At 69.3% G+C, this 25,942-nt stretch carries 26 protein-coding genes; 10 read left to right on the forward strand and 16 right to left on the reverse strand.

Going from position 1 to position 25,942, the window contains the following annotated elements:
• Positions 1 to 4 precede the first annotated feature (4 nt).
• The 6 genes from BJ987_RS23715 to BJ987_RS23740 form a co-directional block, all read right to left on the reverse strand.
• Entirely contained in the window at positions 5 to 2,098 is a 2,094-nt protein-coding gene (locus BJ987_RS23715) for a xanthine dehydrogenase family protein molybdopterin-binding subunit (protein ID WP_209894150.1), read from the reverse strand.
• Positions 2,095 to 3,093, reverse strand: a complete 999-nt coding sequence (locus tag BJ987_RS23720; RefSeq protein WP_209894153.1) for an FAD binding domain-containing protein — start codon at positions 3,091 to 3,093, stop codon at positions 2,095 to 2,097. Before BJ987_RS23720 ends, BJ987_RS23715 begins: the two co-directional genes overlap by 4 nt.
• Positions 3,090 to 3,605 carry a 2Fe-2S iron-sulfur cluster-binding protein gene (locus BJ987_RS23725; protein WP_209894156.1) on the reverse strand — a complete coding sequence of 172 codons (516 nt, stop codon included), beginning with the start codon at positions 3,603 to 3,605 and terminating at the stop codon, positions 3,090 to 3,092. Before BJ987_RS23725 ends, BJ987_RS23720 begins: the two co-directional genes overlap by 4 nt.
• Positions 3,606 to 3,670: 65 nt before the next feature.
• Complete coding sequence (locus BJ987_RS23730; protein WP_209894158.1) at positions 3,671 to 4,798, reverse strand: XdhC family protein; 1,128 nt, start codon at positions 4,796 to 4,798, stop codon at positions 3,671 to 3,673.
• A gap of 228 nt (positions 4,799 to 5,026) precedes the next feature.
• On the reverse strand, positions 5,027 to 6,046 hold the full coding sequence (locus tag BJ987_RS23735; protein ID WP_209894161.1) for a MerR family transcriptional regulator: 1,020 nt from the start codon (positions 6,044 to 6,046) through the stop codon (positions 5,027 to 5,029).
• Positions 6,040 to 6,726 (reverse strand): HEAT repeat domain-containing protein, encoded by a 687-nt coding sequence (locus tag BJ987_RS23740; RefSeq protein WP_209894163.1) that lies wholly within the window; start codon positions 6,724 to 6,726, stop codon positions 6,040 to 6,042. The genes BJ987_RS23735 and BJ987_RS23740 overlap by 7 nt, the downstream gene beginning before the upstream one ends.
• Before the next feature lie 107 nt (positions 6,727 to 6,833).
• On the opposite strand from BJ987_RS23740, the gene BJ987_RS23745 reads away from it, so the two are divergent.
• The 4 genes from BJ987_RS23745 to BJ987_RS23760 are packed head-to-tail and all read left to right on the forward strand — an operon-like array spanning position 6,834 to position 10,223.
• Positions 6,834 to 7,190: a hypothetical protein gene (locus BJ987_RS23745; RefSeq protein WP_209894165.1), complete on the forward strand. Its 357-nt coding sequence runs from the start codon at positions 6,834 to 6,836 to the stop codon at positions 7,188 to 7,190.
• Between the two features lie 7 nt (positions 7,191 to 7,197).
• Positions 7,198 to 7,728 (forward strand): WKL family lipoprotein, encoded by a 531-nt coding sequence (locus BJ987_RS23750; RefSeq protein ID WP_245366101.1) that lies wholly within the window; start codon positions 7,198 to 7,200, stop codon positions 7,726 to 7,728.
• A 6-nt stretch (positions 7,729 to 7,734) separates the two neighbouring features.
• On the forward strand, positions 7,735 to 9,828 hold the full coding sequence (locus BJ987_RS23755; RefSeq protein WP_209894169.1) for an MMPL family transporter: 2,094 nt from the start codon (positions 7,735 to 7,737) through the stop codon (positions 9,826 to 9,828).
• 11 nt (positions 9,829 to 9,839) lie between these two features.
• The gene (locus BJ987_RS23760; protein ID WP_209894172.1) at positions 9,840 to 10,223 is read left to right on the forward strand and encodes a YrdB family protein; all 384 of its coding nucleotides are present in this window, start codon (positions 9,840 to 9,842) and stop codon (positions 10,221 to 10,223) included.
• A 90-nt stretch (positions 10,224 to 10,313) separates the two neighbouring features.
• Here the strand turns inward: BJ987_RS23760 and BJ987_RS23765 are convergent, their stop codons facing one another.
• From BJ987_RS23765 to BJ987_RS23780, 4 genes are all read right to left on the reverse strand, one after another.
• Positions 10,314 to 11,171 carry a heme ABC transporter ATP-binding protein gene (locus BJ987_RS23765; RefSeq protein WP_209894175.1) on the reverse strand — a complete coding sequence of 286 codons (858 nt, stop codon included), beginning with the start codon at positions 11,169 to 11,171 and terminating at the stop codon, positions 10,314 to 10,316.
• Complete coding sequence (locus tag BJ987_RS23770) at positions 11,168 to 12,187, reverse strand: FecCD family ABC transporter permease (RefSeq protein ID WP_209898940.1); 1,020 nt, start codon at positions 12,185 to 12,187, stop codon at positions 11,168 to 11,170. The genes BJ987_RS23765 and BJ987_RS23770 overlap by 4 nt, the downstream gene beginning before the upstream one ends.
• A gap of 161 nt (positions 12,188 to 12,348) precedes the next feature.
• Positions 12,349 to 13,371: a heme/hemin ABC transporter substrate-binding protein gene (locus tag BJ987_RS23775; protein WP_209894177.1), complete on the reverse strand. Its 1,023-nt coding sequence runs from the start codon at positions 13,369 to 13,371 to the stop codon at positions 12,349 to 12,351.
• Between the two features lie 32 nt (positions 13,372 to 13,403).
• Positions 13,404 to 14,399, reverse strand: coding sequence for an aldo/keto reductase (locus tag BJ987_RS23780; RefSeq protein ID WP_209894179.1), 996 nt, complete (start codon positions 14,397 to 14,399; stop codon positions 13,404 to 13,406).
• Between the two features lie 269 nt (positions 14,400 to 14,668).
• Between BJ987_RS23780 and BJ987_RS23785 the strand changes: the two genes are divergently transcribed.
• Genes BJ987_RS23785 through BJ987_RS23800 form a run of 4 tightly spaced genes read left to right on the forward strand, consistent with a single transcriptional unit; the run spans position 14,669 to position 17,811 of the window.
• Entirely contained in the window at positions 14,669 to 15,610 is a 942-nt protein-coding gene (locus BJ987_RS23785) for an undecaprenyl-diphosphate phosphatase (protein ID WP_307869734.1), read from the forward strand.
• A 13-nt stretch (positions 15,611 to 15,623) separates the two neighbouring features.
• On the forward strand, positions 15,624 to 16,346 hold the full coding sequence (locus BJ987_RS23790; RefSeq protein WP_209894181.1) for a histidine phosphatase family protein: 723 nt from the start codon (positions 15,624 to 15,626) through the stop codon (positions 16,344 to 16,346).
• A 60-nt stretch (positions 16,347 to 16,406) separates the two neighbouring features.
• On the forward strand, positions 16,407 to 16,991 hold the full coding sequence (locus BJ987_RS23795) for a DUF3090 domain-containing protein (protein WP_209894183.1): 585 nt from the start codon (positions 16,407 to 16,409) through the stop codon (positions 16,989 to 16,991).
• A 1-nt stretch (position 16,992) separates the two neighbouring features.
• On the forward strand, positions 16,993 to 17,811 hold the full coding sequence (locus BJ987_RS23800; RefSeq protein WP_209894185.1) for an SCO1664 family protein: 819 nt from the start codon (positions 16,993 to 16,995) through the stop codon (positions 17,809 to 17,811).
• Positions 17,812 to 17,817: 6 nt separating this feature from the next.
• Here the strand turns inward: BJ987_RS23800 and BJ987_RS23805 are convergent, their stop codons facing one another.
• Positions 17,818 to 18,681 (reverse strand): LLM class flavin-dependent oxidoreductase, encoded by an 864-nt coding sequence (locus BJ987_RS23805; protein ID WP_307869910.1) that lies wholly within the window; start codon positions 18,679 to 18,681, stop codon positions 17,818 to 17,820.
• Between the two features lie 135 nt (positions 18,682 to 18,816).
• On the opposite strand from BJ987_RS23805, the gene BJ987_RS23810 reads away from it, so the two are divergent.
• Positions 18,817 to 19,539, forward strand: coding sequence for a response regulator (locus BJ987_RS23810; protein WP_209894190.1), 723 nt, complete (start codon positions 18,817 to 18,819; stop codon positions 19,537 to 19,539).
• The gene (locus BJ987_RS23815; protein WP_307869735.1) at positions 19,536 to 20,570 is read left to right on the forward strand and encodes a HAMP domain-containing sensor histidine kinase; all 1,035 of its coding nucleotides are present in this window, start codon (positions 19,536 to 19,538) and stop codon (positions 20,568 to 20,570) included. The genes BJ987_RS23810 and BJ987_RS23815 overlap by 4 nt, the downstream gene beginning before the upstream one ends.
• A 36-nt stretch (positions 20,571 to 20,606) precedes the next feature.
• On the opposite strand, the gene BJ987_RS23820 is transcribed toward BJ987_RS23815, so the two are convergent.
• From BJ987_RS23820 to BJ987_RS23840, 5 genes are all read right to left on the reverse strand, one after another.
• Positions 20,607 to 21,410 (reverse strand): thioesterase family protein, encoded by an 804-nt coding sequence (locus tag BJ987_RS23820; protein WP_209894192.1) that lies wholly within the window; start codon positions 21,408 to 21,410, stop codon positions 20,607 to 20,609.
• A gap of 123 nt (positions 21,411 to 21,533) precedes the next feature.
• Positions 21,534 to 22,136 carry a TetR/AcrR family transcriptional regulator gene (locus BJ987_RS23825; RefSeq protein WP_209894195.1) on the reverse strand — a complete coding sequence of 201 codons (603 nt, stop codon included), beginning with the start codon at positions 22,134 to 22,136 and terminating at the stop codon, positions 21,534 to 21,536.
• Positions 22,137 to 22,151: 15 nt separating this feature from the next.
• Positions 22,152 to 22,772, reverse strand: a complete 621-nt coding sequence (locus tag BJ987_RS23830) for a DUF305 domain-containing protein (RefSeq protein WP_209894198.1) — start codon at positions 22,770 to 22,772, stop codon at positions 22,152 to 22,154.
• A gap of 2 nt (positions 22,773 to 22,774) precedes the next feature.
• Complete coding sequence (locus BJ987_RS23835; RefSeq protein WP_209894201.1) at positions 22,775 to 24,334, reverse strand: LVIVD repeat-containing protein; 1,560 nt, start codon at positions 24,332 to 24,334, stop codon at positions 22,775 to 22,777.
• Complete coding sequence (locus BJ987_RS23840) at positions 24,334 to 25,926, reverse strand: GMC oxidoreductase (protein ID WP_209894204.1); 1,593 nt, start codon at positions 25,924 to 25,926, stop codon at positions 24,334 to 24,336. Before BJ987_RS23840 ends, BJ987_RS23835 begins: the two co-directional genes overlap by 1 nt.
• Positions 25,927 to 25,942: the final 16 nt, after the last annotated feature.

Raw genomic sequence — 25,942 nt, forward strand, 5'->3', positions numbered from 1 at the left:
GCCGTCAATCCAGGAGGTCGTCCGCCGTGATCGGCAGGTCCCGGACTCGGATGCCAGTCGCGTGCGCGACGGCGTTCGCTATAGCGGCCGCCGCGCCGACGATGCCGATCTCCCCGGCGCCGCGGGCGCCCATCGGGTTGGCGTGCTCGTCGGCTTCGTCCAGCCAGATCGCATCGAGGTCACGGACATCGGCGTGCGCGCTGATGTGGTAACTGGCCAAGTCCTGCGTGACGACGTGGCCGAAGCGCGGATCGCGCACGCTCTCCTCGTGCAAGGCCATCGACAACCCCATCGTCATGCCTCCGATCAGCTGCGATCGGAGCGTACGGGCGTTGATGGCCCGGCCGATCGAGAACACCCCGAGCATCCGCGGCACCCGGATCTCGCCGGTGTCCCGGTCGACCGCGACCTCGGCGAACTGCGCGCCGAACGAATGCAGGGCGAACTTCTCGGCGTCCGCGTTCTCCGGCGCCTCGGTGGTGACTTCCGCTCCGTCCGAAGGGTTTTCGCCGTGCTGCTGCCGGAAAGCCGCCGCGGCCGCGGCGATCGCCGAACCCCATGAGCTGATACCGCTGGATCCACCGGCCACGGTCGCCACGGGCAGGTCGGTGTCGCCGATCTGGAGTTCGATCGCGTCGATGTCACAGGCGAGGGCGTCGGCGGCGATCTGGGTGAGCGCGGTCCAGGTTCCGGTGCCGATATCTGCCGCGCCGATCTGAACCGTGTATCTGCCATCGGCCCGGTAGGCGATGCGCGCGGCGTTTCCGGGATTCGCCGAGGCGGGATAGGTGGCGGCCGCGACACCCGTGCCGAGCAGCCACCGGCCGTCGCTGCGGCGGCGGGACGCCGGATCACGGCCGGCCCAGCCGAATCGGTCGGCGCCCAGGCACAGACAGTCGGCGAGGCGACGCCCGGACCACGGGTTGCCGGTCTCCGGGTCGGTGCTCGGTTCGTTGCGCAGGCGCAGTTCGATCGGGTCGAGTCCGCAGGCTTCGGCCAGTTCGTCCATCGCGACCTCGGTCGCGAACATGCCGGGGCACAGGCCGGGTGCCCGCATCCAGAACGGCACCGGAACGTCCAGTGCCGCAAGGCGATGCGTGGTGCGCCGGTTCGGCGTGGCATACATCATCCGGGAGGCCAGCGCGGTCTGCTCCGCGAATTCCTTGACCGCCGAGGTCTGTTCGATGACCTCGTGCGAGAGCGCGGTCAACGCACCGGCCGGGTCGGCGGCCAGCCTGACCCGCTGAATCGTCGGCGTGCGGTAGCCGACCAGCGCGAACATGTGCTGGCGGGTGAGCGCGAGTTTCACCGGTCGGCCGCCGCTGCGCTGGGCGGCCAGGATGGCGAGCACATTGTGCGCTTTCGGCGCGCCCTTGGCGCCGAAGCCGCCGCCCACATGCGGTGCGATGACGCGCATCTGGTCGGGTTCCAAACCGAAGATCGGTGCGAGCGTGCTGCGGACGACATGCACGCCCTGGGTCGAGTCGTAGAGCGTCACCCGTGGTCGTCCGCTCGACTCGTCCCAGCAGGCGATGGAGGCGTGCGGTTCCATCGGGTTGTTGTGCTCGAGCGGAGTGGTGTAGGTCTGATCGACTGTCACCGCGGCGTTGACGAAGGCGGCGTCGATATCGCCCTCCTCGGTATCGGCGGGCTTGGACTCGAGAATGTTCTCGGGGGCGTACAGCCCCCGGTCGTCGGCGCGGAGTTCGGTGTGGAACGGTCGCTCGTCGTATTCGACTCGGACCGAATCCGCCGCGTGCCGGGCTATTTCGAGACTTTCCGCGATGACCCCGCCGATGAGCTGGCCGCGGAAGTGCACCCGATCGTCTTGCAGGATGCTCAGTTCGCCGTCGGAGGTGTCGGCCAGCTTCGGCGCGTCGAAGACTGTCAGAACGGCGAGCACGCCGTCCAACTGCTCCGCCTCGGCGGTATCCATTCCGGTGACGCGCCCGTGGGCGATGGTGGCCTGCACCGGATGCAGATAGACCGGGTGCTGGACCGGATGCTCGAAGGCGTAGTGCGCGGTGCCGGTGACTTTGGCCGGACCGTCCAGCCGAGCCAGCGGGGAGCCGATCGTCCGGGGTCGGATGGTTGTCATCGCGGAGCCTCTTCGGTGAGGGAGCGCAGCACGGAAACGAGAGTGCGCTGGGTCAGGGCGACTTTGAATCCGTTGCCGTCCAGTGGCTGGGCTTGAGCGAGTTCGGTCTGCGCCGCATGGACGAAGGTCTCGGGGGTGGGCGGTGCTCCGCGCAGCACTTCTTCGGCCCGGGTGGCCCGCCACGGTTTGTGCGCGACGCCGCCGAGGGCGATGCGCGCCCCGGTGATTTCCGCATTGCCGGAGTCGAGAACCAGTTCGGCGGCGACGGAGACGAGGGCGAAAGCGAAGGAGGCGCGGTCACGGACCTTCCGATAGGTCGAGCGTCCGGCGGGTACGGGGGCGGGTAGTTCCACGCCGGTGATGAGCTGGCCGTGGGTCAGCGCGGTGTCCAGGTCGGGCCGGTCGCCGGGCAGCCGGTAGAAGTCGGCGAACGGGATGCGGGTCGTGCCGTCGACGTCCCGCACCAGCACGCGAGCGTCGAGCATGGCCAAGGCGACGGCCATGTCCGACGGATGGGTCGCCACGCACTGTACGGACGCGCCGAAGATCGCGTGGTAGCGCAGATACCCGCCGATCGCCGAGCACCCCGTGCCGGGCTCACGCTTGTTGCAGGGCGTGCCGACGTCCTGGAAGTACGGGCATCGGGTGCGCTGCAACAGATTTCCGCCGGTGGTGGCCAGGTTGCGTAATTGCCCGGACGCGCCCGCGAGCAGGGCGCGGGACAGCGCGGGATATCGGGTCCGGACCAGCGGATGCGCGGCGAGGTCACTGTTGCGCACCCCGGCGTCGATCCGCAGACCACCGTCCGGAGTCTCGGCGATGTCGGTGAGCGGAAGGTGGCTGACATCCACCAGCAGCCGCGGCGCCGCGATTCCGAGTTTCATGTGATCGACCAGGTTCGTCCCGCCACCCAGGTAGGCCGCGTCCGGCCGGGCGGTCACCGTGGCGACGGCGTCCTGCGCGCTGGTGGCACGGCGGTACTCGAACGGGATCATGAGCGGGCCGCCTGCCGGATCGCGGCGAGGATATTCGGGTAGGCGGCGCAGCGGCACAGGTTGCCGCTCATCCGCTCCCGGATCTCGTCGTCGGTCAACTCCGGTTCGCCGGTCAGATCCTCGGTGACGTGACTGGGGTGGCCGGCTTCGATCTCCTTGAGCATCCCGACCGCCGAACACACCTGCCCGGGTGTGCAATAGCCGCATTGGAACCCGTCCTGGTCGAGGAAGGCCTGTTGCATCGAGTGCAGTTCCGCGTCCTCGTCAAGACCGGCCGCCGTCTTGATCCGGGCACCGTCCTGGGCGGCGGCGAAGGTGAGGCAGGTGGTGGCGCGGCGGCCGTCGAGCAACACGGTGCACGATCCGCACTGTCCGTGATCGCAGCCCTTCTTCGGCGAGGTCACGCCGAGGTGTTCGCGCAGTGCGTCGAGCAGGGTGGTCCGGTTGTCGACCCGCAGGGATCGCCGCTCACCATCGACGTCGAGAGTGATCCGCGTTTCCGTGGCTTCCATCTGCGGCGGGTACCCGGCGAACAGCGGTCGAACCGGGGGCGGGTAAATGCTGCGGAGTGTTCACTTCAGCCACGCGTCGTATTCGCCCCGCACCCATGGTGAATCGGCGCTTGGAGTTCGCTGAGCCGGGTTCCGGTTCCACCCCAGCGTCCGGCGATGATCTCCGCGGCGATCGACACGGCGGTTTCCTCAGGCGTGCGCGCGCCCAAATCCAGCCCGACCGGTGCGGCCAGACGGGCCAGTTCGTGGTCGGTCAGCCCCGCGGCGCGCAGGCGGTCCAGCCGATCCGCGTGTGTGCGGAGACTGCCCATCACACCGATATATCCGGCGGCGGTGCGTAGCGCGACCTCCAGCACGGGCACATCGAATTTCGGGTCGTGGGTGAGTACGCAGATCGCGGTCGAGGCGTCGATCGGTGTCTCGGCCAGGTAGTCGTGCGGCCATCGCACGACCACCTCGTCGGCTTCCGGAAACGCCTCGGTCGTGGCGAACGCCGGCCGGGCATCGCACAGGGTGACCCGATAGCCGAGGAACTTCCCGATCCTGATCAGCGCCGCGGCGAAGTCGTTCGCGCCGAAGACCAGCAGCTTCGGCGGTGTGGCGAAGGATTGCACGAACACCGCCAGCTCGTCGTGCCGCCGCTGACCCTCGCAACCCAGGTGCAGCACCCGGGTAGTCCCGTGCGCCAGCAGGCCGCGCACGTCGTCCAGCGCCGCCTGATCCAGCCGGGCCGCACCCAGGGACCCGAACGATCGATCCGGCGTCACCAGCAGGTGACGGCCGGACGCGGCATCCGCCATCACCGAGACCAGCGCCACCGGGTCGCCGTCCCGTACCGCAGCCATCAGCGGCGCGAGCACTCCGATCAACGACGCATCCACCGGTTCGATGAACACCTCGACCGTGCCTCCGCACGGCAGTCCCGGGGCCAGCGCGTCGGTACTGGTCCCATACGTGGAGAGGACCGGAATTCCCGACTCGATCACCTGCTGCGCCAGCGCGACCACGTCACCCTCGACGCAACCACCCGAGACGCTGCCCACCACGCGCCCTGACCCCGACACGGCCATCGCCGCGCCCACCGCACGCGGCGCGGACCCCGACCGATCGACCACCCGCACCAGCGCGGCCGGCTCGGCGTCTCGATGCCAGCGGGTGAGCGTCTGCCAGACCGTCTCGTCCAGAGCTGCCATCCGTCCTCACCCTTCCGCATCCCCGCTCGAAGGCACGTCAGCACTCAACCGACTGTCGAGGTCGATACCCGAGCGCATCTACCCGAAACCCGGGTCCCCGCTGCCCGCGCCTTCGCACTCAGACCATCGAAGCCATCGTTCGCATCGGCGGCGACACTTGTAACCGACTGTCCGGCCGCGCCGTCGCTGCTCGCGGTAGGCGGATCTGTGCGTGGCCGAGGCGTGTCGTCAAGCCGACGGGTTCGACCGTGTCTCGAGCACATCCACCAGGGTCGAAGCGAGCATGGATATAGCCCGGTCGTCGTCGTGGGTCAGGCGCCGTAGGGTGGCGAGCGCGAGGGTGCCCGGTAGTTCGGCGAGGGCTTGGGTCAGGCGCATTCGGGCTGCGGAATCGGCTGTGGGGGAAGCGAGTTCGTTGTTCAGGGCGCGGATGATCCGCTCCGCGCATTCGGTGTCGCGGGCCAGGGTGCCCAGAAGTTCCGCCGCCTCTACATCGTTCGGGCCGTCGACCACCGTGCCGATCAGCGCCGGCACTGCCCGGGTGCTGCCTCGGGCGCCCAAGGCGAGTGCCGCATGCCTGCGGACCGTGGTGTCCGCGTCCTCGAGCGCGGCGGTGAGGTGCGTGGTCGCCTCGTCGCCGGGTAGTTCGGCGAGGGCGAGTACCGCGCGCCGGCGGACCTCGGCGGCGGCGGAGTCCATTCCGGCCGCCACACTCGCCACCGCGTCGCCACCGGCTCGCGTGAGGGCCCATCGGAGAGCTCCGGCGACGTTCGGATCGGTTTCGGTGAAGACGGCCTCGGCCAGTAACTCGGCGGGCATCGAAACGTCCTCGGCCGGGCCCAGGACGGCCTGTTGCCGCCGGGCGGCGTTCTCCGAACCCAGCTGGTGCAGCAGCTCGACGGTGCGCAGGACGTCGTGCCAGCCGCCGGGTTCGGCGGCATCGACGGTGCGCAGCCGTTCGAGCAGCTCGCGCTGCTGCCGCAGGCGCTCCTCGGTCTTGCGGATGAGGCTGCCGACCAGCGCGGCGGGGGTGAAGCCGGGATCGTCGAGGGCGCGGCCGATTTCGCGCAACGACAGTCCCAGGGATCGCAGCCCCTCCACGTGGAAGATCCGCCGGATGTCTTCGGGGCGGTACTCCCGATAGCCGCCGACGGTGCGGCCCGTGGGGCGCACCAACCCGAGGGCGTCGTAGTGCCGGAGCATCCGGGCACTCACCCCCGAGCGGCGCGCCACCTCGCCGATCAGCACGTAGTCTTCTCCTCCCATTCGGGGCCGAGCGCGGCCACCCGTCGCGCCGCGTCGACGGCGAGGTCGAAGCCCGCCTCCGGGTCGTCCAGCAGCCGCTGTGTCGCTTTCGCATGGGCGCGCACGGTGGGCTCCCGGCTGGTCGTCGCCGCGCGCAGGACCGGCTCGACCACCTCGCCGAGCGCGACGAAGGCACGGCTCAGACTCAATTGTGTCTCCCGGTCGCCGCGGCCGAGTTGGGTGGCCAATTCCGTGGCCAGCACGCGCTTCTCGTCATCGGGAACCAGGATCACCGCCGCGCGCCACGCACTTCGAGCCACCTCGTCGTCGGCATCGCGCAGCAACGAGAGCGGTATCGCGGGCCACACCGTCCGGTCACCGATCTTGGACAGCGTGTGCAACGCCTGACTGCGAGCTTGCGCCCGTTCGCATCGCAGTTCCGCCCGGAGGGCGGGGACCGTGATCTCGGACGGGAGCCGGGTCAGCGCCCAGGTGAGCATGTCCCGCACGAAGAAGTCGGGCTCGACGGCGCACCGCTCGATGAGCGTGTCGACGAACTCGGGCTCCGGATGCGTACCGGCCGCCAGCGCCGCTTTCAACCGGGTGGACGACTCCTCGGCGGCCAGCGCGGCGAGCAGTCGGGTGTGTTGTGGGTTCCGGTGTGTCGTATTGATGGGTACCACCTCCGATGCCCAGTGAAGACCTTGCCACAGTGACAAGGTCAAGAGCTCGGTGACCCGGAGGTGGATTATCTTGGGTGATAACCAGCGTCCAATCCAGGGAGTCCGCCGTGAAAGCCGATCATCCATCGGGCTTTGTCATCGATGACATAACCGTTGGTTCGTTCGCGCACGGTTTCGGCCTGACCGCCGACGGAAGGCCCTACGCGTTCCGGACGGTCGGCCCGATCCTGACCCTGGAGATCTACCGCGCCGATCTGGACACCGCGGTGCCCGGGCCGGACGACGTGGTCGCGCGGGCCCGCGTCCGGGTCACCGACGTCGACTTGGACGACGAGCGAAGTGTGGTGGCGCTCGTGCGGGATATGATCCCGGACGCCGCGCCGGTCGAAGCCGCCGCGGACCGGGACGTCACGACCGTGCGTGCCCTGCTGGGGCGGATCGGTTCCGTCATCGATGGTATGTAGGGAATTGATGCTCTCCTCACGACTGACTGTCCTCGCGGCTGCCCTGCTGGTGGCCGGAACCGTTGCGGCCTGCGGCGGCGCCGAACCCGACGACGCTTCGGTGGCGGCGGCCCGGTCTTCGGCCAACGCCTCGCTGTCCGCCTCGGCGGCGACCTCCTCCTCGGTCGCCGCGAATCGCCCGCTGCCGACCGCGGCCGAGCTCGACGCGCAGATCAAACGCGCGCTCGACCCCGCGCTGCCCGACAGCGAGCGCACCGCACTGATCGAGGACGGCGACGCCTTCAAAGACGCCATCCCCGACATGTACAAAGCGCTGCAAGACAATCCGCGTGCTGTCTACGGGGTGACCGACCCGGTGTTCGACAACCGGGACGGTACCCTCACCGCCACCATGCGCCTGGACAAGGACGGCACCGGCACGGCGGTACGCACCACGATCGTGCATTTCGTGTGGCACGACGGCAAGTGGAAGATCTCGCGCACCGATCTGTGCGGCATCCTGCGTTCGGCCGACTACCGCACCCCGGCCTGCGGCTGAGATTCGATGCTGCATTCGGGGTCGCTGCGCTGGGGCAGGTTCGTCTTTCGGCATCGCTATCTCGTGCTCGCCGTCGCCTTGTTCGCCGTGCTGATTTCCGGGTTCTACGGTCGCGGCTTGGCCGATCGGATGACGCAGGAGGGCTGGTTCGACGAAACCAGTGAGTCCGTGGCGGCTTCCAAGATCGCCGACAGCACGTTCGGGCGGGACACCGACAGCGACCTGATCCTGCTCTACAGCGCGCCCGCCGGGACAACCGTCGACGATCCCGCCGTGCGCGGCCCGGTCACGGCCGCGCTGCGGGGGCTGCTGGAGCGGAACCCAGAGCACATCCAGAAGATCGACAGCTATTGGGACAGCCCGTTCGCAGCCAACGCCACCGACGCCTCGAAGACGCACGCTTTCGCCAGCGTCGGCTTACGCGGGGAAGGTACCGCGACCGTGGAGAACTACCAGGCGATCGTCGATCAGCTCGCGGCCGGGACGCCCGGTGGCGGGCCGGGCGGAACCACGGTGCAGCTGGCCGGGTTGCAGCCGATCCTGTCCGGGCTCAATACCGGTATGCAGGGTGACATCCAACGTGCCGAGATCATCGCGCTGCCGCTGGTGGCGATCCTGCTGTACTTCGTGTTCGGCGGTGTGGTGGGCGCGCTGCTGCCGGTGCTGATCGGCGGTATGACGATCCTGGGCACCGCGGGCATCATGCGCGGACTGACCGGTGTCATCGACGTCAACGTGTTCGCCAGCATCGTGATGACCTTGGTCAGCCTCGGGTTGGCCATCGACTACGGGCTGTTCACCGTCACCCGTTTCCGGGAGGAACTGGCCGCGGGGCAGACCGTGGAGGAGGCGACCGCGCGCACGGTCGCCACCGCCGGCCGCACCGTGCTGTTCTCGGCCGCGATCATCGCGGTCAGCCTGGCGGCGCTGTTCATCTTCCCGAACGGGGTGCTGCGCTCGGTGCCCTACGGCGGCATCAGTTCGGTGCTGCTGGCCGCGCTGCTGTCGGTGACCGCGCTGCCCGCGGCACTGGGTATCGCCGGGCGGCGCATCGACCTGTGGGGCTGGAAGCGGTTCTCCCGCACCAAAACCGAGGCTCAGATCGACGCCGGGTTCTTCTCCAGGCTGGCGAACTGGGCGATGCGGCGGCCGTGGGCGGTGACGGTGCCCATCGTGCTGGCGTTGCTGGCGCTGGCGATCCCGTTCCGCAATATCGAGTTCGGCGGGATCAGCGAGAAATACCTGTCCGAGGCCAATCCGGCGCGGGTGGCGCAGGAACGGTTCGACGAACTGTTCCCGAGTTTCCGTACCGAACCGCTGAAACTCGTTGTGGTGGGCGCGGATCCGCGACAGCTCAGCGATATCCGCTACGCGGCCAACCAGATTCCGGGCCTCACCGGCCGGTTCGAACCGAGTGCGGCGACCAAGGACGGCGTGAACGTGCTCAACGCCGGGCTCGCCGACAAACGGGACGCGGACGCGGTGATCGACAAGTTGCGCGCGTTGCCGGAACCGGACGGCGTGCGGGTGATGGTGGCCGGGGTGCCCGCGCTCGAGCGCGACAGCATCAACGGCCTGTTGCGGGGTCTGCCGTTGCTGGTGGCGATTCTGGCGCTGGCCGCGCTCGCGCTGATGTATGCCGCGTTCCGCTCGATCGTGCTGGCGCTCAAGGCCGTTGCGATGAGTGCGCTGAGTCTGGTCGCCACACTCGGCGTGCTGACCTGGATCTTCGTCGAGGGCCACGGCGCGGAATTGTTCAATTTCACGCCGGGGCCGCTGATGTTCGCGGTGCTGGCGCTCATCGTGACCGTGGTCTTCGGACTGTCCACCGACTACGAGGTGTTCCTGCTGTCGCGGGTGTCGGAGGCCCGCCAGTCCGGCGCCGACGCCCAGGAGGCGATCCGCTACGGCATCGCCCACACCGGCGGCGTGATCACTTCTGCCGCAGCGATTCTCATCGTGGTCACCGGTGCGTTCGGGTTCTCGGACCTGGTGCTGATGAAGTACATCGCCTATGGCATGATCGCCGCGCTGATCCTCGACGCCACGGTGATCCGCATGCTGCTGACCCCGGCGGTACTCAAGCTGATCTGGCGCTGAGGGAGCCGACCGTGCGAATTGTCAAGAGCGCCAATCTCTTACTGATGCTGCTACTCGAGCTCGGCGTCATCGCCGGGGCCGCCGCCTGGGGGTTCACCCTGGACGGATCGATGGTGCTGCGGGTCGTCGCCGGGGTGGTCGCGCCGCTGCTGTTCATCGCCATGTGGGCGCTGTTCGGCGCGGCGGGCAACGCGCGGTTCCGGCTGCGCGGGGCGTGGCGAATCATGTTGGAACTCATCTGGTTCGGCGGTGGCGCGGTCGCCTGGGGCGCGGCCGTCTCGACCGCGCTGGGGGTGCTGTTCTTCGCGCTGTGGGCGATCAACGCGCTGATCCGCTACCTCGGCCACGGAAGCCTCGTGGTCGAGATGCCGAAGCAACGCGCCGAGCGACAGTAGCTTCCCACCGGCCACGGCGCCCGCCGGCGTGCTCGATTCGCCGTTGGACCGCACGTCGCGCCGGACTCGGTATTCGCGCTTCGCGCGCCGTCAGCGGCGAACCGGCAAGACCAGTTGCGCGCCGGTCACCGGATGGTCGAGTACTTCCACCGGATGCTGGTAGACGCGGGTGAGCAGGTCGGTGGTGAGCACCTGGCGCGGCGGGCCGTCCGCGGCGATCCCGCCGGATTCGAGGACGGCGACGCGATCGGCGTAGGCCGCGGCCGACGCCAGATCGTGCAGGACGACGACCACGGCGGCGCCGGCGGCGGCACGGTCGGCGGCCAGCCGCAGCACGGCTTCCTGATGGCCCAGGTCGAGGGCGGCGGTGGGTTCGTCGAGCAGCAGGGTCGGGGTGTCCTGGGCCAGGACGCGGGCCAGCGCGACGCGGGCGCGTTCGCCGCCGGACAAAGTCGGAAAGGCTCGCCCCACAAGGTGTTCCACATCGGCGGCGGCCAGCGCGGCGGCGATCAGTGTGTCGTCATCCTCGCGTCGTTCGGTGCGCACCCAGGGCGCTCGGCCCATCGCGACGACCTCGTGAACGGTGAACGGGAACCCGACGGTGTGGGTCTGCGGCAGCACCGCCCGGCGGCGCGCCATATCCAGCGGTGTCCAGTGGCTCAGGGAGCGGCCGTCGAGTTCGACTGTGCCCTCGCTCGGATCGAGCTCGCCGGCCAGCGCGGCCAGCAAGGTGGACTTACCCGCCCCGTTCGGCCCCACCAGCGCGACCACCTCACCGGCGGCGACCTCGAAATCCACCGCCTCGAGCACCCGCCGGGCCGCACCGCGATCCACACTCAGCCCGGCCGCGCGCAAAGTCACTGTGCCGCGGTCCGGTCGCACGGGCAATTCATGTGTTCGCGCGAACACCGCGTCCAATCCGCGCACCGGTGGCCGCCGCCCGCTCATCCCCAGCCTCCCGCGCGGGCGCGGGTCCGGCGCAGCAGCCAGAAGAAGAACGGACCGCCGATCAGTGAGGTGAGCATGCCCAGCGGCAGGTCGGCGTTGTCGACCAGCGAACGGGCACCGACGTCGGAGGCGAGCAGCACCACCGCGCCCAGAATGGCGCTGAGCGGGATCAGCACCCGATGCGCCGGGCCGACCAGCATCCGCACCAGATGCGGCACGATCAGGCCCACGAACAGGATGATCCCGGAGAACGCGACACCCGCGGTGGCGAGCACGGCGACGATGACAATGACGTTGCGGCGCAAGCGCTCCACGTCGACGCCGAGGTGCCGTGCGGCGGACTCACCGAGCGCGAGCAGATCCAATCGGGCGGCGACGAGGATCGCCGCCACCACGCCGAAGCCGGTGAGCGGCGCGACCACGCGCACCGCGTCCCAGGTCGCGCCGTTGAGACTGCCCAACTGCCAGAACACGATCTGATCGCGGGCGGCGGGGGTGGCGATGAACAACAGGAACGCGATCAACCCGCCCGCGAAGGCGTTGATCGCGACACCGGTGAGCACCAGCGTCACCACCTCGGTGCGCCCGTTGGAACGGGACAGCAGATACACCATCAGCGTGGTGATCAAACCGCCGACGAACGCCGCCGCGGCAATCGACCAGGCCGCGACGAACGCGCCGCCGATCACGATCACCGCGCCCGCGCCGACCGCCGCACCGGCCGAGACCCCGATCACTCCCGGCTCGGCCAGCGGGTTGGCGAAGACGCCCTGCAGCAGCGCACCGGCCGTGGCCAGCGCCGCACCGACGAGCATCGCCAGAATGACGCGCGGGAAACGCACCTCCCACAGCGTCACCTCACCGGCGGGGTGCGCGGGCATCGACCCCCAATCCAGACCGAGGCGATGCGCGACACTGCCCGCGACTTCGGCGGGCGTGGTCGGCACCTGCCCGACCGCCGCCGAGAGCAGCGCGAGCACGATCAGCGCGGCGATCGCGAGGACGAACACCAGCATCGTCCGGGAACGACCGCGGGACTTCGGCGGTTTCGTGCCGACCCGGTCCGGGTCAGCCGAGCTGCGGAGGTCGGCAGGTCCGACCGGGAGGTGTTCGCCGGAATCCGATCCGGCGCGTGTCGCCCCGGCCGCCGAATCATCCGGTGTGCCTAGCCGTCCGATCATGCGTGCGCGGGATCGTAGACAGCCTTGCTGAGCGCGGCGACCACCCGGCCGGTGTTGGGGCCGAAACTGAGCAGCACGCCGTCCGACATCTCGACGACCCGCTTGTTTCGGCCCGCCGGGGTCTGGGCGATGCCGGGGATCTTCAGCATCCCGTCGAGGCCGCCGATGGATTTCAGGCCGTCGGTCATCACCAGCAGTACGTCGGGGGCGGCGCTGATCATGGCCTCGCTGGTGATCGTGGTGAACGGCTCCTTCAGCCCGGCCACGGTCCCGGCGTCGCGCGCGCCGAGCGCCGCGATCAACGCGTCCGCGCCGGAGCCCGGTCCGGCCAGCATGGTGATGGCCGAACTGCGCAGGTACAGGAACGCGATGTTCAGCGGCTTGTCGGATTTCGGCACGGCGGCCTCGGCGGCGGCGATCTCGTCCCGCGTGCGCTGGGCCAGCGCCCGACCCCGGTCGGGGACACCGAGCGCCTGGGCGACCGCCTCGATCTGCGGTACGACGGCGGCCATGCTGCGCTGCGGGTCGAAGTAGACGACGGTGACTCCGGCCGCGCGCAGCTGCTCCCGCACGGCGGGCGCGGCGCTGGTGGAATCGGTGAGGAACACCGTGGGGCGCAGCGCCAGAATGGATTCCACGTTCAGGGTGCCGTTGCCGCCGGTGACGATCGGCAGGCTCTCGACCGCGGGGAACACGCCGGATGTGCTGCGCCCCACCAGGTTCGCGCCCAGGCCGAGCGCGTAGACGGTTTGCAGCAGGGTGCCGTAGCGGTCCGCGGCGATGATCCGGTCCGCGGAGTTCACCGTGACCTCGGTGCCGTCGAAGGAGCGCACCGTCACCGGCAGGGCCGGGGTGGGCGGCGGTCCGATCGGCTCCGGGGTGTTGTCGGTGAGTTGGGCGGTGGACAGCCCCTGCTGCCCGGTCGTCGCGCCGCTGTCGGTGCCGCAGGCGGCCGTCCCGGCGACCAGGAGCAGCGCGAGCACGGCGAGCAGGGCGCGAATGCCAACGGATCGACTCATGTAGGCAAGCCTAAGCCCACGGCGGCCAACGCTCACTCGGTGCGTGCGCTGACGTCGTCGATGGCGGCGCCGATAGCGCGCGGCAACTCCAGGGTTTCGGCCGCCATCACCCCGGTCAGCTGTCCGATATCGCGGGCGCCGACGATCAGGGACGCGATGCCGGGACGGTCCCGGATCCAGGCCAGTGCCACCGCGAGCGGCGAGGTGCCCAGACCGTCCGCGGCGGTCACCAGCGCGTCGACGACGCGGGTGGCGCGGTCGTCGAGCCGGTTGCTGATCTCGGCGGCCGTCGCCTCGTCCGCGCCGCGCGAATCGGCGGGGACGCCGTCGCGGTACTTGCCGGTGAGGATGCCGCCCGCGAGCGGCGCCGAGGCGATCACGCCCAGGCCGTGGTGCTGCGCGGCGGGCACCACATCGGCTTCCGCGCCGCGCGCCAGCAGCGAGTACGGGGTCTGCGCCACGCACACCGGCGCGATCGCGGCGAGACTGGCCAGCTGCCAGGCGTTGAAGCCACGCACCCCGCCGTAGCGAACCTTGCCCGAGCGCACCGCGTAGTCGAGGGTCGCGGCGACCTCGTCCAACGGCGTGGACGGGTCCCAGGCCCCGATGTTCCAGATGTCGAGGTAGTCGGTGCCCAACTCCAGCAGGGTCCGGTCGAGCTGGCGCAGCAGTGTGCGACGTGAGGCATCGATGGTGGGCCGCAACGCTTCCGGCACGGGCTGCAACGGCTCGGGGGTCGGCAGCTCGGGGTCGGCGTGCGGGGGATCGACCGCGGGGATGACACCCGCGCAGCCGCTGATCACCAGATCGTCGCGGGAAACCAGGTCGCCCAGCAATTGCGCGAGGATGCGCTGGGCCGCACCGCCGTTGTAGGCGGGGGAGGTGTCGACCAGGGTGCCGCCCGCCTCGGCGAACGCGACCAGTTGCACGGCCGCGGCCTCGGCATCGGTGTGCGCACCCCAGGTGTGGGTGGCCAAGCCGATTCGGGACACCCGTAGGCCGCTGCGGCCGACCGTCCGCTGTTCCATCACCACGTCCACGCATTCGTCACGGCGCCAAGCCTAAACGGCGGAACCGGTGCGAGTCCGTCGACAGGCGCGCGCCGGGTTCACCGTTTCGAGCGAGCCGCGCGCGGCCGCCGGCGAGCGCGGACCGAACCGGCCGGGCGGTCGCGGCGCGCCCGGAGCCTGTACTGTCGCTGCGAGATTGCGGCGGTACGCGCCCCTGGTGACCCGCCGCACACCAATTGCCTACTGAGAACGGGCAATTCAGGCGGTAGTGACAGGAGGACGTGCGCGTGGGTGAGTCGATGACCTGGGTACAGGCATTAGTACTCGGTCTGGTTCAGGGACTCACAGAATTCCTGCCGATCTCCTCCTCGGCACATCTGCGGATCGTGTCGGCGGTGTTCTGGAACAAGGACGCCGGTGCGTCGTTCACCGCGGTCACCCAGCTGGGTACCGAGGCGGCGGTGCTGGTGTATTTCGCCAAGGACATCTGGCGGATCGTGCACGTGTGGTTCCGGGTGAACTTGCAGAAGCTCACCCAGCGCGGGCGTGAGCGGGTGCCGATCACCGATCAGGTGACGACCAAACTGCCCGTGATGACCGCTGATCGGATGGCCGAGCAGCAGGCGCGGGCACAAGAGGATCTGGACTACCGGATCGGCTGGTACGTGATCATCGCCACCATCCCGATCGGCGTCCTCGGATTTCTGTTCAAAGACGAGATCCGCACCGGCGCACGAAATCTGTGGCTGGTCTCGTTCATGCTGATCGCGTTCGCGCTGGTGATCGCCGCCGGTGAGCACTACGGCCGCAAGGTCCGCCCGATCGAACAACTCACCACCCGCGACGGACTCGTCATGGGTCTGGCGCAGTGCCTGGCGCTGGTGCCGGGAGTCTCCCGGTCCGGCGCCACCTCCACCGCGGGGCTGTTCCTGGGGCTGGAACGGGAAGCGGCGGTGCGGTTCTCGTTCCTGCTCGCGATTCCCGCGGTCACCGCCTCGGGCCTGTTCAGCCTGCCGGACGCGTTCGCGCCCGCCGGCGAGGGTCTCAATGCCAGTGGCCCGCAGCTGCTGGTCGCCACGATCGTGGCGTTCGTCGTCGGTTACGCCTCGGTGGCGTGGCTGCTGAAGTTCGTCGGCAAACACTCGCTGAACTGGTTCGTCGGCTACCGGATCGTGCTCGGTCTGGTCGTGATGGCGCTGCTGGCGACCGGGGTGGTCCAGGCGACATGAGTAAGGTGACGCCATGACGGTGATCCTGTTGCGGCACGGCCAATCCACCTCCAACACCGCCCGCACCCTGGCCGGCCGCAGCGCCGGAGTCGACTTGACCGAGCGTGGCGCCGATCAGGCCCACGGCCTCGTCGACCGGCTCGCCGCGCTGCCGATCGCGCATATCGTGTCCTCGCCGCTGTTGCGCTGTCAGCGAACAATTTCGCCGCTGGCGGCGAAACTCGGCCTGGAACCGGAATTCGACGAGCGGTTGCTGGAGGTCGACTACGGCGACTGGACGGGCAGAGCGCTGGCCGATCTCGTCACCGAACCACTGTGGAAAGTGGTGCAGCGGCACGCCTCGGGCGCGGTGTTCCCGGGCGGGGAGGGCCTGGCCCAAGTGCAGGCCCGCGCGGTCGCCGCGATGCGCGAACACGACCGGTCGCTGGCCGAGAAAAACGGCTCTGACGTGCTGTGGGTGGCCTGCACCCACGGCGATGTCATCAAGTCGATTCTGGCCGACGCGTTCGGTATCCATCTCGACGGCTTTCAGCGGATCGTGGTGGAACCGGCCTCGCTGAGCGTCATCCGGTACACCCCGACCGCCCCGTACGTCTGGCGGCTCAACGACACCGGAGCCGACCTGTCGGGGTTGGTACCGGCCGGTGCCCTGGACAAGGGCCCGGTTCCCGGCGGCGAGCCAGGGAATACCCCGGGTGCGGATAATGGGAATGCGGAGCGCCGAGATTCCTTGTAAACGAGTAGGCGGCGCACGTGCCGCGGATGGTCGATCAGGGTTATGTAGCAGGAGGTGCAGGTGGCACGAGCAATCCATGTATTTCGCACCCCCGATCGGTTTGTCGCCGGGACCGTCGGTGAGCCCGGCGATCGGGCGTTCTACCTGCAGGCCGTCCAGGAACCCCGGGTAGTCAGCGTGCTGCTGGAAAAGCAGCAGGTCAAGGTGCTCGCCGATCGGATGGGGCTGTTGCTGGACGAGGTCGCGCGCCGTTTCGGCGCACCCGTCCCGCCGCAGGCAGACGACGTCGCCGACGTGGCGCCGCTGGTCACCCCGATCGACGCCGAATTCCGGGTCGGCACCATGGGATTGGGCTGGGACTCCGACGCCAACGCGGTCGTGGTGGAGTTGCTCGCGATCACCGAGACCGAGGTCGACGAATCGGTGGTGCTCGACGACACCGAGGAGGGGCCCGACGCGGTGCGGGTTTTCCTGACGCCGGTTCAGGCCCGGGAATTCGCGCTGCGCTCCACCCGGGTGATCGCGGCGGGCCGTCCGCCGTGCCCGCTGTGCGGGGAGCCGCTGTCCCCGCGCGGGCACATGTGCGTGCGGACCAACGGCTACAAGCGCAGCGAGACCTTCGGCCCGGCCGAGCTAGAGGAGTGAGTTGACCGGCACACAGGGGGCCAGCACGGCTGACGACGGGTTCGCTACCGGGGAATTGAGCGTCATCGGGCGGATCAGCACCGCCTCCAATGTGACGCTGGTCTGCGATGTGCTCGGCGGCGAGCGGGCGGTCCGCGTGGTCTACAAGCCGGTGCGCGGCGAACGCCCGCTGTGGGATTTCCCGGAGGGCACCCTGGCCGGGCGCGAAGTCGCCTCCTATCTGATCTCCGACGCGCTCGGCTGGGGCGTCATCCCGGAAACCATCCTGCGCGAGGGCCCGTACGGTCCGGGCATGGTGCAGCGCTGGGTGGACTCGGTCGACAACCACACCGACCGCGGTGACCGCCTGGACCTGGTCGACCTGTGCCCGGCGGGCGCGGTCCCGGACGGATTCTGCGAAGTGCTGCGCGCCGAGGACGATCTCGGCAACGAAGTCTCCCTGATCCACGCCGACGACCCCCGCCTGCAGCGGATGGCGGTGCTGGACGTACTGCTCAACAATGCCGACCGCAAGGGCGGGCACGCCCTGGAGGGCACCGACGGCCACATCTACGGTGTCGACCACGGCATCTGTCTGCATGCCGAACACAAACTGCGCACCGTGCTGTGGGGCTGGGCCGGCCGCCCCATCGAGGACGAATTACTCACCGACATCGAAGGATTCGTCAAGGCACTGCCCGGCGAGGTCGCCGACCGGCTCGCGCCGCACATCACCGGCGAGGAGATCGAGGCCCTCGGACACCGCGCGAAGGAACTACTGGCGCAGCCGGTGATGCCGGTCCCGCGCACCTCCCGGCCCATACCCTGGCCCGCGTTCTGATCGGCCTCAGGTAAGCAGCGGGCGGACCTGTTCGCCGACGAAGCGGACGAAGCCGACCAGGTCGGGGTCGTCGACGGCGGGTTCGAGGATGACGGTGTCCGCGCCGGCGTCGGCCCAGCGCCGGACCGCGTCGGCGATCGCGTGCGCGTCACCCGCCACGCCCGCCTCGGCCGGGTGCACCGATTGCGCCGAACTGTTGGCGCGCTGAGTGGCGGCGAGCCGCTTCGTGGCGTCGGGACCGGTGACCGTGAGCAGGTTCGCGATGATTCGGGGTGGGCCGATCCGGCCCGCCTTCTCCCGGCCCTCGGCCACGAGTTTCCGGGCGGCGCGCAGCTGTTCGGGGCTGGTGCGGGCGGTGAGAATGGTGGCGTCGGCGATCTCGCCGGACAGCCGCAGCGTCTTGGGACCGGTCGCGGCGGCCACCAGTTGCGGGACGGTCGCGGGCGGCCACTCCAGCGCGACCCGGTCGAGATGCACGTATCGCCCGGCGGCGGTGACCTTTTCGCCGCCGAGCAGGGCGCGCAGTGCGGTCAGCTGCTCACGGAACAGCGTCAACGGCGACTCGACGCGGGCACCGACCTGGCCCATCCATTCCTGGACGCCGTGCCCGAATCCGGGTGTCACGCGTCCGGGATACAAACGAGCCAGCGCGGCGACCTCCATGGCGGTCAACGCCACATTGCGCAACGGCACCGGCATCACTCCGATCCCGACGCGCAGCCGCTCGGTCCGGGCCAAGATGGTGGCCGCGCTGACGGCGCTGCCGCTGAAGAAGCAGTCCTCCCACACCCACAGCTCGTCCAGGCCGCTGTCCTCGGCGGCGGCGGCCATCTCGGCGAGTCGCTCGGGCGGGACCTGAGGCAAACACACAGCACCTAGAACAGTCACCGGCCCAACGTATCCCGGCACCGGAGGTTCGCGCATGATCTTTACCGACCCTGTACACGCACAGGATCTCCACACTTGCCGCAACCGGCGTGCACATGCGATGGATAGGGTTCGCTCATGGAATCGAAGGGGACGGCAGCCGGCGGGGTGGCCCGAGGTAACGGGCACACAGCGCGCCGGATTCTGGTCGTCGACGACGAGGTGACCATCGCCGAGTCGGTCGCGGCCCGGCTGCGCGCGGAAGGCTTCACCGTCGAGATGGCGCACGACGGCCCGGCGGCGGTGGCCGCGGTCGAGGCGCGGGAACCGGATCTGGTCGTGCTCGACGTGATGCTGCCCGGCTTCGACGGCCTCGAGGTCTGCCGCCGCATTCAAGCGGGTCGCTCGCTGCCGGTGCTCATGCTCACCGCCCGCACCGACGAAACCGATCAGCTCATCGGCCTCGGGGTGGGCGCCGACGACTATCTGACCAAGCCGTTCTCCTTGCGCGTGCTCGCCGCACGTGTGCACGCGCTGCTCCGCCGCATGGAACGCACCGCCGACCGTGACGGCTCGGCCATTGTGGTCGGTGACCTGCGGATCGACCTCGATCAGCGCCGGGTCTGGCGCGGTGACCTCGAAGCCCAGCTCACCCCACTGGAATTCGAGCTGCTCGCCCGCCTGGCCCGCCGCCCGCGCGTCGTGCTCGCCCGGGAACGACTGCTCGAGGAGGTGTGGGATTGGGCCGACGCCGCGGGCACCCGCGCGGTCGACAGTCATATCAAGGCGCTGCGCCGCAAACTCGGCGCCGACCTGATCCGCACGGTGCACGGTGTGGGCTACGCGCTGGAAGCGCGGTGACCCTTCGCGCGCGCCTCGGGCGGATCTCGGATCGGGTGGCCGAGGTGCTGCCGCGTCCGCTGGATCCGGTGCGCTCGATCAAGCTGAAACTGGCCATCCTGATGCTGGTTTCGGGTGGGGTGGCGTTCGGGTTCTTCCGTTTCCGCATCGGCTGGTTGCCGCCGCGCACCACCGTCGCGGCGTTCGTCATCGCCTTGATCACCTCCCAATTCCTCGCGCACGGCATCACTCGGCCGCTACGAGAGATGACCGCGGCGGCCAAACGCATGGCGCACGGCGACTACAGCCGGCGGGTGCGCGCGAGTTCCCGCGACGAGGTCGGGCAGCTCGCGGCCGCGTTCAATCAGATGGCCGCCGATCTGGCCGCCGCCGACCAGCAGCGCCGCGACCTCATCGCCAATGTCTCGCACGAACTGCGCACGCCCATCACCGCTTTGAACGCGGTGCTGGAGAATCTGGTCGACGGTGTCTCCGAACCGGATCCGGCGACCTTGCGCACGGCGCTGGCCCAGACCGAACGCCTCGGCCTGCTGGTCTCGGAATTGCTGGACCTCTCCAGCATCGAGGCGGGCGCGTTCCCACTGGACCGCGAAGAGCTCGCCCTCGCACCGCTTTTGGACGACGTGGTCGCCGAGGCCGAGGTGATGACCGCCGCGCTCGGCCGCGGCGTCACGTTTCGTACCGTGCTATCCAGCACGGTCTGCATACATGCAGACCGTGCACGTTTGCATCAGGTGCTACTCAATCTCCTCGACAACGCCGCCCGGCACGGCCCCGCGGGTGGTGAGGTCCGGGTACACGCCCGCGTCGAATCCGGTTCGGTCGTGATCGACGTGGACGACGACGGACCGGGCATCCCGAGCGCCGAACGTGCCCGCGTCTTCGACCGTTTCACCCGCGGCGGCCGCACCGACGGTGGCGGCACCGGTCTCGGTCTGGCGATCGCCCGCTGGATCATCGAACTGCACGACGGCACGATCGCGGTGGCCGACCCGGGCTCCCGGATCCGGATCACGCTGCCCGCGCCCTGAATCAGCGGAATCCGGATCACGCTGCCTAAACCGGAGTTACGGAATCAGCGCCAGCTGCCGGGACTGCGCCACCAGCGCGCCGGTGCTGTCCCAGATGTCGAAGTCCTCTTCGTGGAAGCCGTCGATCAGATAGTTGGTGCGCACCCGGCAGCGCAGCCAGCCGGGCGCGGGCCGCCGGCGAATGTGCACGGTCAGTTCGACGGTCGAGGATCCCGGCACGCCCAGGTCCATCACGACCGGAGCCGCGGCATCCACAAGTAGCGCCAGAGCGACCGGATCGGCGTCGCGCCCATCGGTGAACCGGCACCAGAAGTCGGCCGCACTGGTACCGCCCGGCGCGCCTCTCCAGAATCCCGGCACCTCCGGCATCCGGAACTCGACCCGTTCGGCGATGGTCGCGTCGCCGACCGCCCCCAATCCCGCCAGCGGATCGACGCACGCCGCGGGCGGCGGCAGCACCGGCGCGTCCGCGCGCTCCGCGGTCTTCCCGTCGGCCTGCGCCAGATCGGTGAATGTCGCCAGTACCCGGATGATCTCGCGATCGTCGCGCGTCAGCACCGCCTCGCCGGTCGCGGTGCGCCGCCCGATCCGCGCCACCTCGGTCCGGATCCGCGCGGGGCCGAGCACTCCCGGGCGCAGGTAATGCGCCGACGCCGACAGCAGATCCGGCTGCGGGATCTCCTGCCGCAGCGCCTGCAAACAGGTGGCCAGCATGTATCCGCCATTGGCAGTGCCGCCGAAGGTGGTCCACCGCTCGGACAGCTCCAGCGCGAATTCGTGCTCGCCGACGCGAGTACTGGCCGTATCGGTGTCGAAGGCAGAGGGCGTAGTCGTGGTCATCCGCACAAGATCCTTTCGCTCGCTCGAGATCTTTCCCGGCCCGCAGTCCGTTGTCGATTACTCCGGAGGTAATCATCGAGAGATCGGGGAGGCCCGCCTCCCTCGCGCTCGGGTCGCGGACGATCAGGTCCACTCATGCCGGTGCGCGGCGAGAAGATCGTCGACGATGCGCGCGCAATCTCGCGGAGTCGATTCGCGCGAGCCGAGGAGCCTGGCGAAGACCAGTGGACCGACCAGTTGCGACAGCACGAAGAAGGTATCGAATTCGCCCAGTTGCCGGCGGGCCTCCGGCGTATCGAGCACTCGGTCGAACGGCAGCCGGTACTGGTCGATGATGCGCTGGCGCAGCGCGCTGATGGCCGGGTTGTCGGCGGGGCGATCCGCGCTGGTCGCCAGCCACGCCAACGTCAAAACCTGAAGCGGCACATCGTATATCAACTCGGCCTGCCGCTCGAGCAACGCGATCAGGCGTTCCCGCAGCGGGCCTTCGGGTGGTGTGTCGGGCACCGGCGGCAGTAACCGCTCGAGGGTCGCGACGCGCAAATGCATCGCGTTGTCGAAATGCCGGTACAGCGTGGTTTTGGCGACCTTCGACAACGCGACGACGCGCTCGACGGTCACCGCCTCCCAGCCGCCGTCCCGCAGCAGGGCAGCGGCGGCATCGAGCAGCCGGGCTCGCGAGCGGGTCCGGCGCGGGTCGACCTCGACATCGGCGGATTCGCTCATTTCACGCCGCGCCGTTCACCACGGCGGGGTCTCGAGGAGAACGCTGATCAGCCCCGATTCCTGGCTCTGCGTGGCGACTATGTCGCGTGCCAGGTATTTGACGGGTCCTGGTTCCAGCAGTGCGTCGGCGACTCGGGCCATGGCGACCGCGCCCTGATGGTGGCGTTGCATCAGGTGGAGAAACAGAGACTCCGCCTGCCCGGCGCGGGCGGCGGCCAGCGCATCGAGTTCGGCGCGAGTCACGTTGCCCGGCATATGTTCCGGCGCGCCGGGAGTGGCGTTGTGATGGGAAGTGGCGGTGGACATCCACCGCATCGGCCGCGGGTTGGTGGCGGTGCTGGAGGCCAGTTGCAACCAGCCGAGCATGGTGCCGATTTCGGTGCGCTGGGTGCGGTCGATCTGCACGGCGAGTTGGGCGACGGCCGGGTGCACGCCCGGGTCGAGACTCGCGACCATGAGTAGCGCCTGCTGGTGATGGGCGACCATATCCTGGACGAACCCGATTTCGGTGCTGGTGAGGATATCGGCCGAGGTGCGCGCATCGGCGACGATGAGCGGGCGAGCGGCGGCGCCGATCACCAGGAGCAGGAGGCCGAGTGCGGCGAGCGCGCTCGCGGGAATCAGATTGCGCCGCATCACTATCCGATGGTCGTTTCCTGATCCGGCGGTGGCGTGTAGACGCTGGGATCGAGTCGGAGCGTTTGAAAGGTGTTGTCCGAGCAGGCGACCCAGAGCTGGTCGCCATGCCAGCTGGGCGGGGAGAAACACAGATCCGCCGACATGTCACCGATCAGACGGTCACCGCGCGGGCCGAGAGCCGTCTGCGGGTCGAACACACCGGCGCGCAGCGCTTGGATGAGGGCGCCGGAGCCGAGTACCGGTACGCCCGCGACCGAGAACAGCGACTGGGGTGAATTCGCGCCCGGCGGCCGCCCGGTCCGCGCCGGCGGGTTGTAGTAAGCGATTTCGCGTACCGAGTGCGGGTCGCGCACGTCGAAAACCCGGATGCCGGAGGCCAGCCAGGCGCACGCCAGTGCGGTCGGATTCACCGGGCGGTCGGCCGCACAGTAGTGCGCGTCGTAGGAGAAGATCGACCCGCCCATACTCGAAGCGAGCGCCGCGTCCTGATTGGCGGCCAGGTTGATCGCCAGTTTGATCGAGCCGACCAGGCGCGGCCGCGCGGCATCGGCCACGTCGAGAATCTTCACCCCGCCCGAACCCGCCTCGTCCACCGCGAACAGATACGGGACGCCGTCGTAGGTAACCGGCACCGTGTGCTGGGTGGCCCAGCCGTCGACCCACTTCGTCTGCGACAGAATCGGCAGGCGCGGGTCGGGATCGCGGCGTTGGACGGCGCTGCTGTCGAGCACCGTCAACCCGCCGGTGTTGTCGGCGAGAAACAGCCGGTTTCCGTCGGCGCTCACTCCCATGCCGTGAAGGGAGATTCCCGGCATGCCCTGCCAGAGGACGCGCGGATGCGCGGGGTCGGCGAGGTCGACCGCGCTCACGATGCCGGGGACGGTGCCCGAGGACCAGTACGTCAGCCCATCGGGGGAGAAACCGCCCTCGTGCGCGGTGACGTTCAGCGGCTTCGTGAGATCCGACCCGGTTCCGGGGTTGAGCAGCCGGGGATGGGCGCAGTCGGAGATGTCGTATACCGAGAGCAGCCCGGCACCCGCGAGCACCGGTGCGCCCGCGCCCACCAGAAGTTTGCGTCCGGCGTGCACTTTCAACGTCTCCCACGTGCCCGCCACCATCGCGGGCTCGGTCAATGTCGCCGACAACACCGGATTCGCGGGGTCGGCGACGTCGAGCACCTGCACACCGGGGCTCGGCCCGGTCAGACTGCCCGGGAAGAAGCTGCCGATGTAGGCGCAATGCTCGAACGCCGCCGACACGAGACCACCGCCGTCACCGTCGAATCGACCGATCAGCGACATGTTGCAGTGATAGCCGAGCGTGCTGCGCCCGCCGTCGCGGTCGGCGGCGGGCACGTCACCTTGCAGGCCGGATTCGGGGGCGGAACCCGGGCCGCACCGCGCTGCCGCCGCCGCGGTATCGGCGATCGAATCCAACTGCCAGATCGAGGTATCGGTCGGTTGTGCGGCCCCGACCGCGCCGGGAAGCAGGATCGCCACGGCGAGCGCAGCGGCCGTCCTGCGGGCCCGCCGTCGGCTACCGGCTGGATGCGGCCGCATCAGATCAGCGAGCCGATATCCCGGGCCACGATCTGGTCGAGTGCTCGTTCGGCGACCGCGGCGATAGTCATCGACGGGTTGCAGGCCGCGGTATTGCCGGGCATCAACGCGCCGTCGAGCACATAGAGGCCGCGCTGGCCGTGGACGCGGCCCTCCAGGTCGCAGACCGGACCCATGCTGGCCCCGCCCAGCGGGTGCCAGGTGGAAGGGAACAGTGCGTTGGTGTCGATCAGCATGCCGTCGGGTCCGGCGATCCGGTGCACCGCCGGGCCGATCTGGTTGGTCTGGATGCGGCTGTCGCCGTCGGCGGGCCAGTGCAGAATCGCGTCGTCGCGTCCGGAGTCGTAGGCGAAGGCCCCACGGCTGTCGCTGACGCCGAACCCGACCATCATCGTGCTGCGCGGATCCAGGGACAGCGGCGGGATCGAGGCTTGGATCACGGTGTGCGCGGTACTCGGATCGTTCCAGTTCAGGCTGCCGAAGACGACCGGGCCCCCTTGCGGCGCACCGAATTCCGCGGACGGATCGGTCCAGACGTAGATCCGGTCGGCGTTGGAGCCCCAGTTCTGGCCGAGACTGTCGGGCAGATCGGGGATGAGGCCCTTACCGCCCGCCCGCATCAGCAGCCGGGTGGTGTTCAGGCTTCCGGCCGCCATGATCAGCGCGCCCGTGGTGAGGATCTTGTGCTCGAGCACGGTGCCGGTGGTGTCGAGTCGTTGCACGTGGACTTTCCAGCGACCGTCGGCCGCGCGCTCGACATCGGTTACCTCGTGCAGGGTTTCGACCTTTGCCAGACCGGTGGCCTCGGCGGCGGCGATATAGGTGACGTCGACCGAGTGTTTGCCGCCGTTGTTGACGCCCATGGCCCCGTCACCGTTGGTGTAGGACGGCCGCATTTCGCCGCGCAACTCGGCCAGAGCGAAATTCCAGTCGATGGGCATCGGAATCTTCGACAGCGGCATCCCCGCGTTGCGTACGCGGTCAGCGAATACCCTTGCGGCGCGGTAATTCTCGGAAGCGATCAGCTCATCGGGCGCTTCGGCCAGGCCGAGCATCCGCGCGACCCTCGGATAGTGCACCCGGTTCATCAGTGCCCAATCCAGCTCCTGCGGGAAATGGGTGTTGAACACCGCTTCGCTGGGCTGCAACGACATCCCTTGGTAGACCAGGGAACCGCCGCCGACACCGGCCGCGCACAACGCGGTCATATTCTGCCCCGGTATCGCCTCCACCAGACCGGTGTAGGGCTCGAACACCAGCGGCCGGCCGAAGACATTCGGGCTGGACCGGTACCACAGGAACCGCTTGTCCGGTGCCAGAGCGCGCGGAAACGTCGCGGAGTTCGGTCCGGTGGGCCAGCGCAGTCCCCGTTCGAGCACGGTCACGGGCACGCCCGCCTGGGTCAGCCGTAAAGCGCTGACGCCACCGCCGAAACCGGACCCGACGATCACTACCCGGTGTTCCTCGTGGGTCAGCGGAATGTTGTGCACCTGCGCGGCGGCGTGCGGCACGGCCACCGAGCCGGTGGCCATCGCGGCGGCGCCGGTCGCGGCGATACCGGTCAGCAGTGACCGGCGTGAAATCGCTGTCATAGCAGAAACTTTCGTT

The sequence above is a fragment of the Nocardia goodfellowii genome (assembly GCF_017875645.1).
In the GTDB taxonomy this organism is placed as follows: domain Bacteria; phylum Actinomycetota; class Actinomycetes; order Mycobacteriales; family Mycobacteriaceae; genus Nocardia; species Nocardia goodfellowii.

Bases quoted from the DNA above. Each gene is read 5' to 3' on its own strand.
- BJ987_RS23820 (WP_209894192.1), bottom strand. From the start codon at position 21,410: ATGACCACGACTACGCCCTCTGCCTTCGACACCGATACGGCCAGTACT.
- BJ987_RS23810 (WP_209894190.1), top strand. From the start codon at position 18,817: ATGGAATCGAAGGGGACGGCAGCCGGCGGGGTGGCCCGAGGTAACGGG.
- BJ987_RS23750 (WP_245366101.1), top strand. From the start codon at position 7,198: ATGCTCTCCTCACGACTGACTGTCCTCGCGGCTGCCCTGCTGGTGGCC.
- BJ987_RS23780 (WP_209894179.1), bottom strand. From the start codon at position 14,399: ATGGAACAGCGGACGGTCGGCCGCAGCGGCCTACGGGTGTCCCGAATC.
- BJ987_RS23840 (WP_209894204.1), bottom strand. From the start codon at position 25,926: ATGACAGCGATTTCACGCCGGTCACTGCTGACCGGTATCGCCGCGACC.
- BJ987_RS23725 (WP_209894156.1), bottom strand. From the start codon at position 3,605: ATGGAAGCCACGGAAACGCGGATCACTCTCGACGTCGATGGTGAGCGG.
- BJ987_RS23730 (WP_209894158.1), bottom strand. From the start codon at position 4,798: ATGGCAGCTCTGGACGAGACGGTCTGGCAGACGCTCACCCGCTGGCAT.
- BJ987_RS23715 (WP_209894150.1), bottom strand. From the start codon at position 2,098: ATGACAACCATCCGACCCCGGACGATCGGCTCCCCGCTGGCTCGGCTG.
- BJ987_RS23765 (WP_209894175.1), bottom strand. From the start codon at position 11,171: ATGAGCGGGCGGCGGCCACCGGTGCGCGGATTGGACGCGGTGTTCGCG.
- BJ987_RS23775 (WP_209894177.1), bottom strand. From the start codon at position 13,371: ATGAGTCGATCCGTTGGCATTCGCGCCCTGCTCGCCGTGCTCGCGCTG.
- BJ987_RS23835 (WP_209894201.1), bottom strand. From the start codon at position 24,334: ATGCGGCCGCATCCAGCCGGTAGCCGACGGCGGGCCCGCAGGACGGCC.
- BJ987_RS23770 (WP_209898940.1), bottom strand. From the start codon at position 12,187: ATGCTGGTGTTCGTCCTCGCGATCGCCGCGCTGATCGTGCTCGCGCTG.
- BJ987_RS23720 (WP_209894153.1), bottom strand. From the start codon at position 3,093: ATGATCCCGTTCGAGTACCGCCGTGCCACCAGCGCGCAGGACGCCGTC.
- BJ987_RS23830 (WP_209894198.1), bottom strand. From the start codon at position 22,772: ATGCGGCGCAATCTGATTCCCGCGAGCGCGCTCGCCGCACTCGGCCTC.
- BJ987_RS23790 (WP_209894181.1), top strand. From the start codon at position 15,624: ATGACGGTGATCCTGTTGCGGCACGGCCAATCCACCTCCAACACCGCC.
- BJ987_RS23825 (WP_209894195.1), bottom strand. From the start codon at position 22,136: ATGAGCGAATCCGCCGATGTCGAGGTCGACCCGCGCCGGACCCGCTCG.
- BJ987_RS23755 (WP_209894169.1), top strand. From the start codon at position 7,735: ATGCTGCATTCGGGGTCGCTGCGCTGGGGCAGGTTCGTCTTTCGGCAT.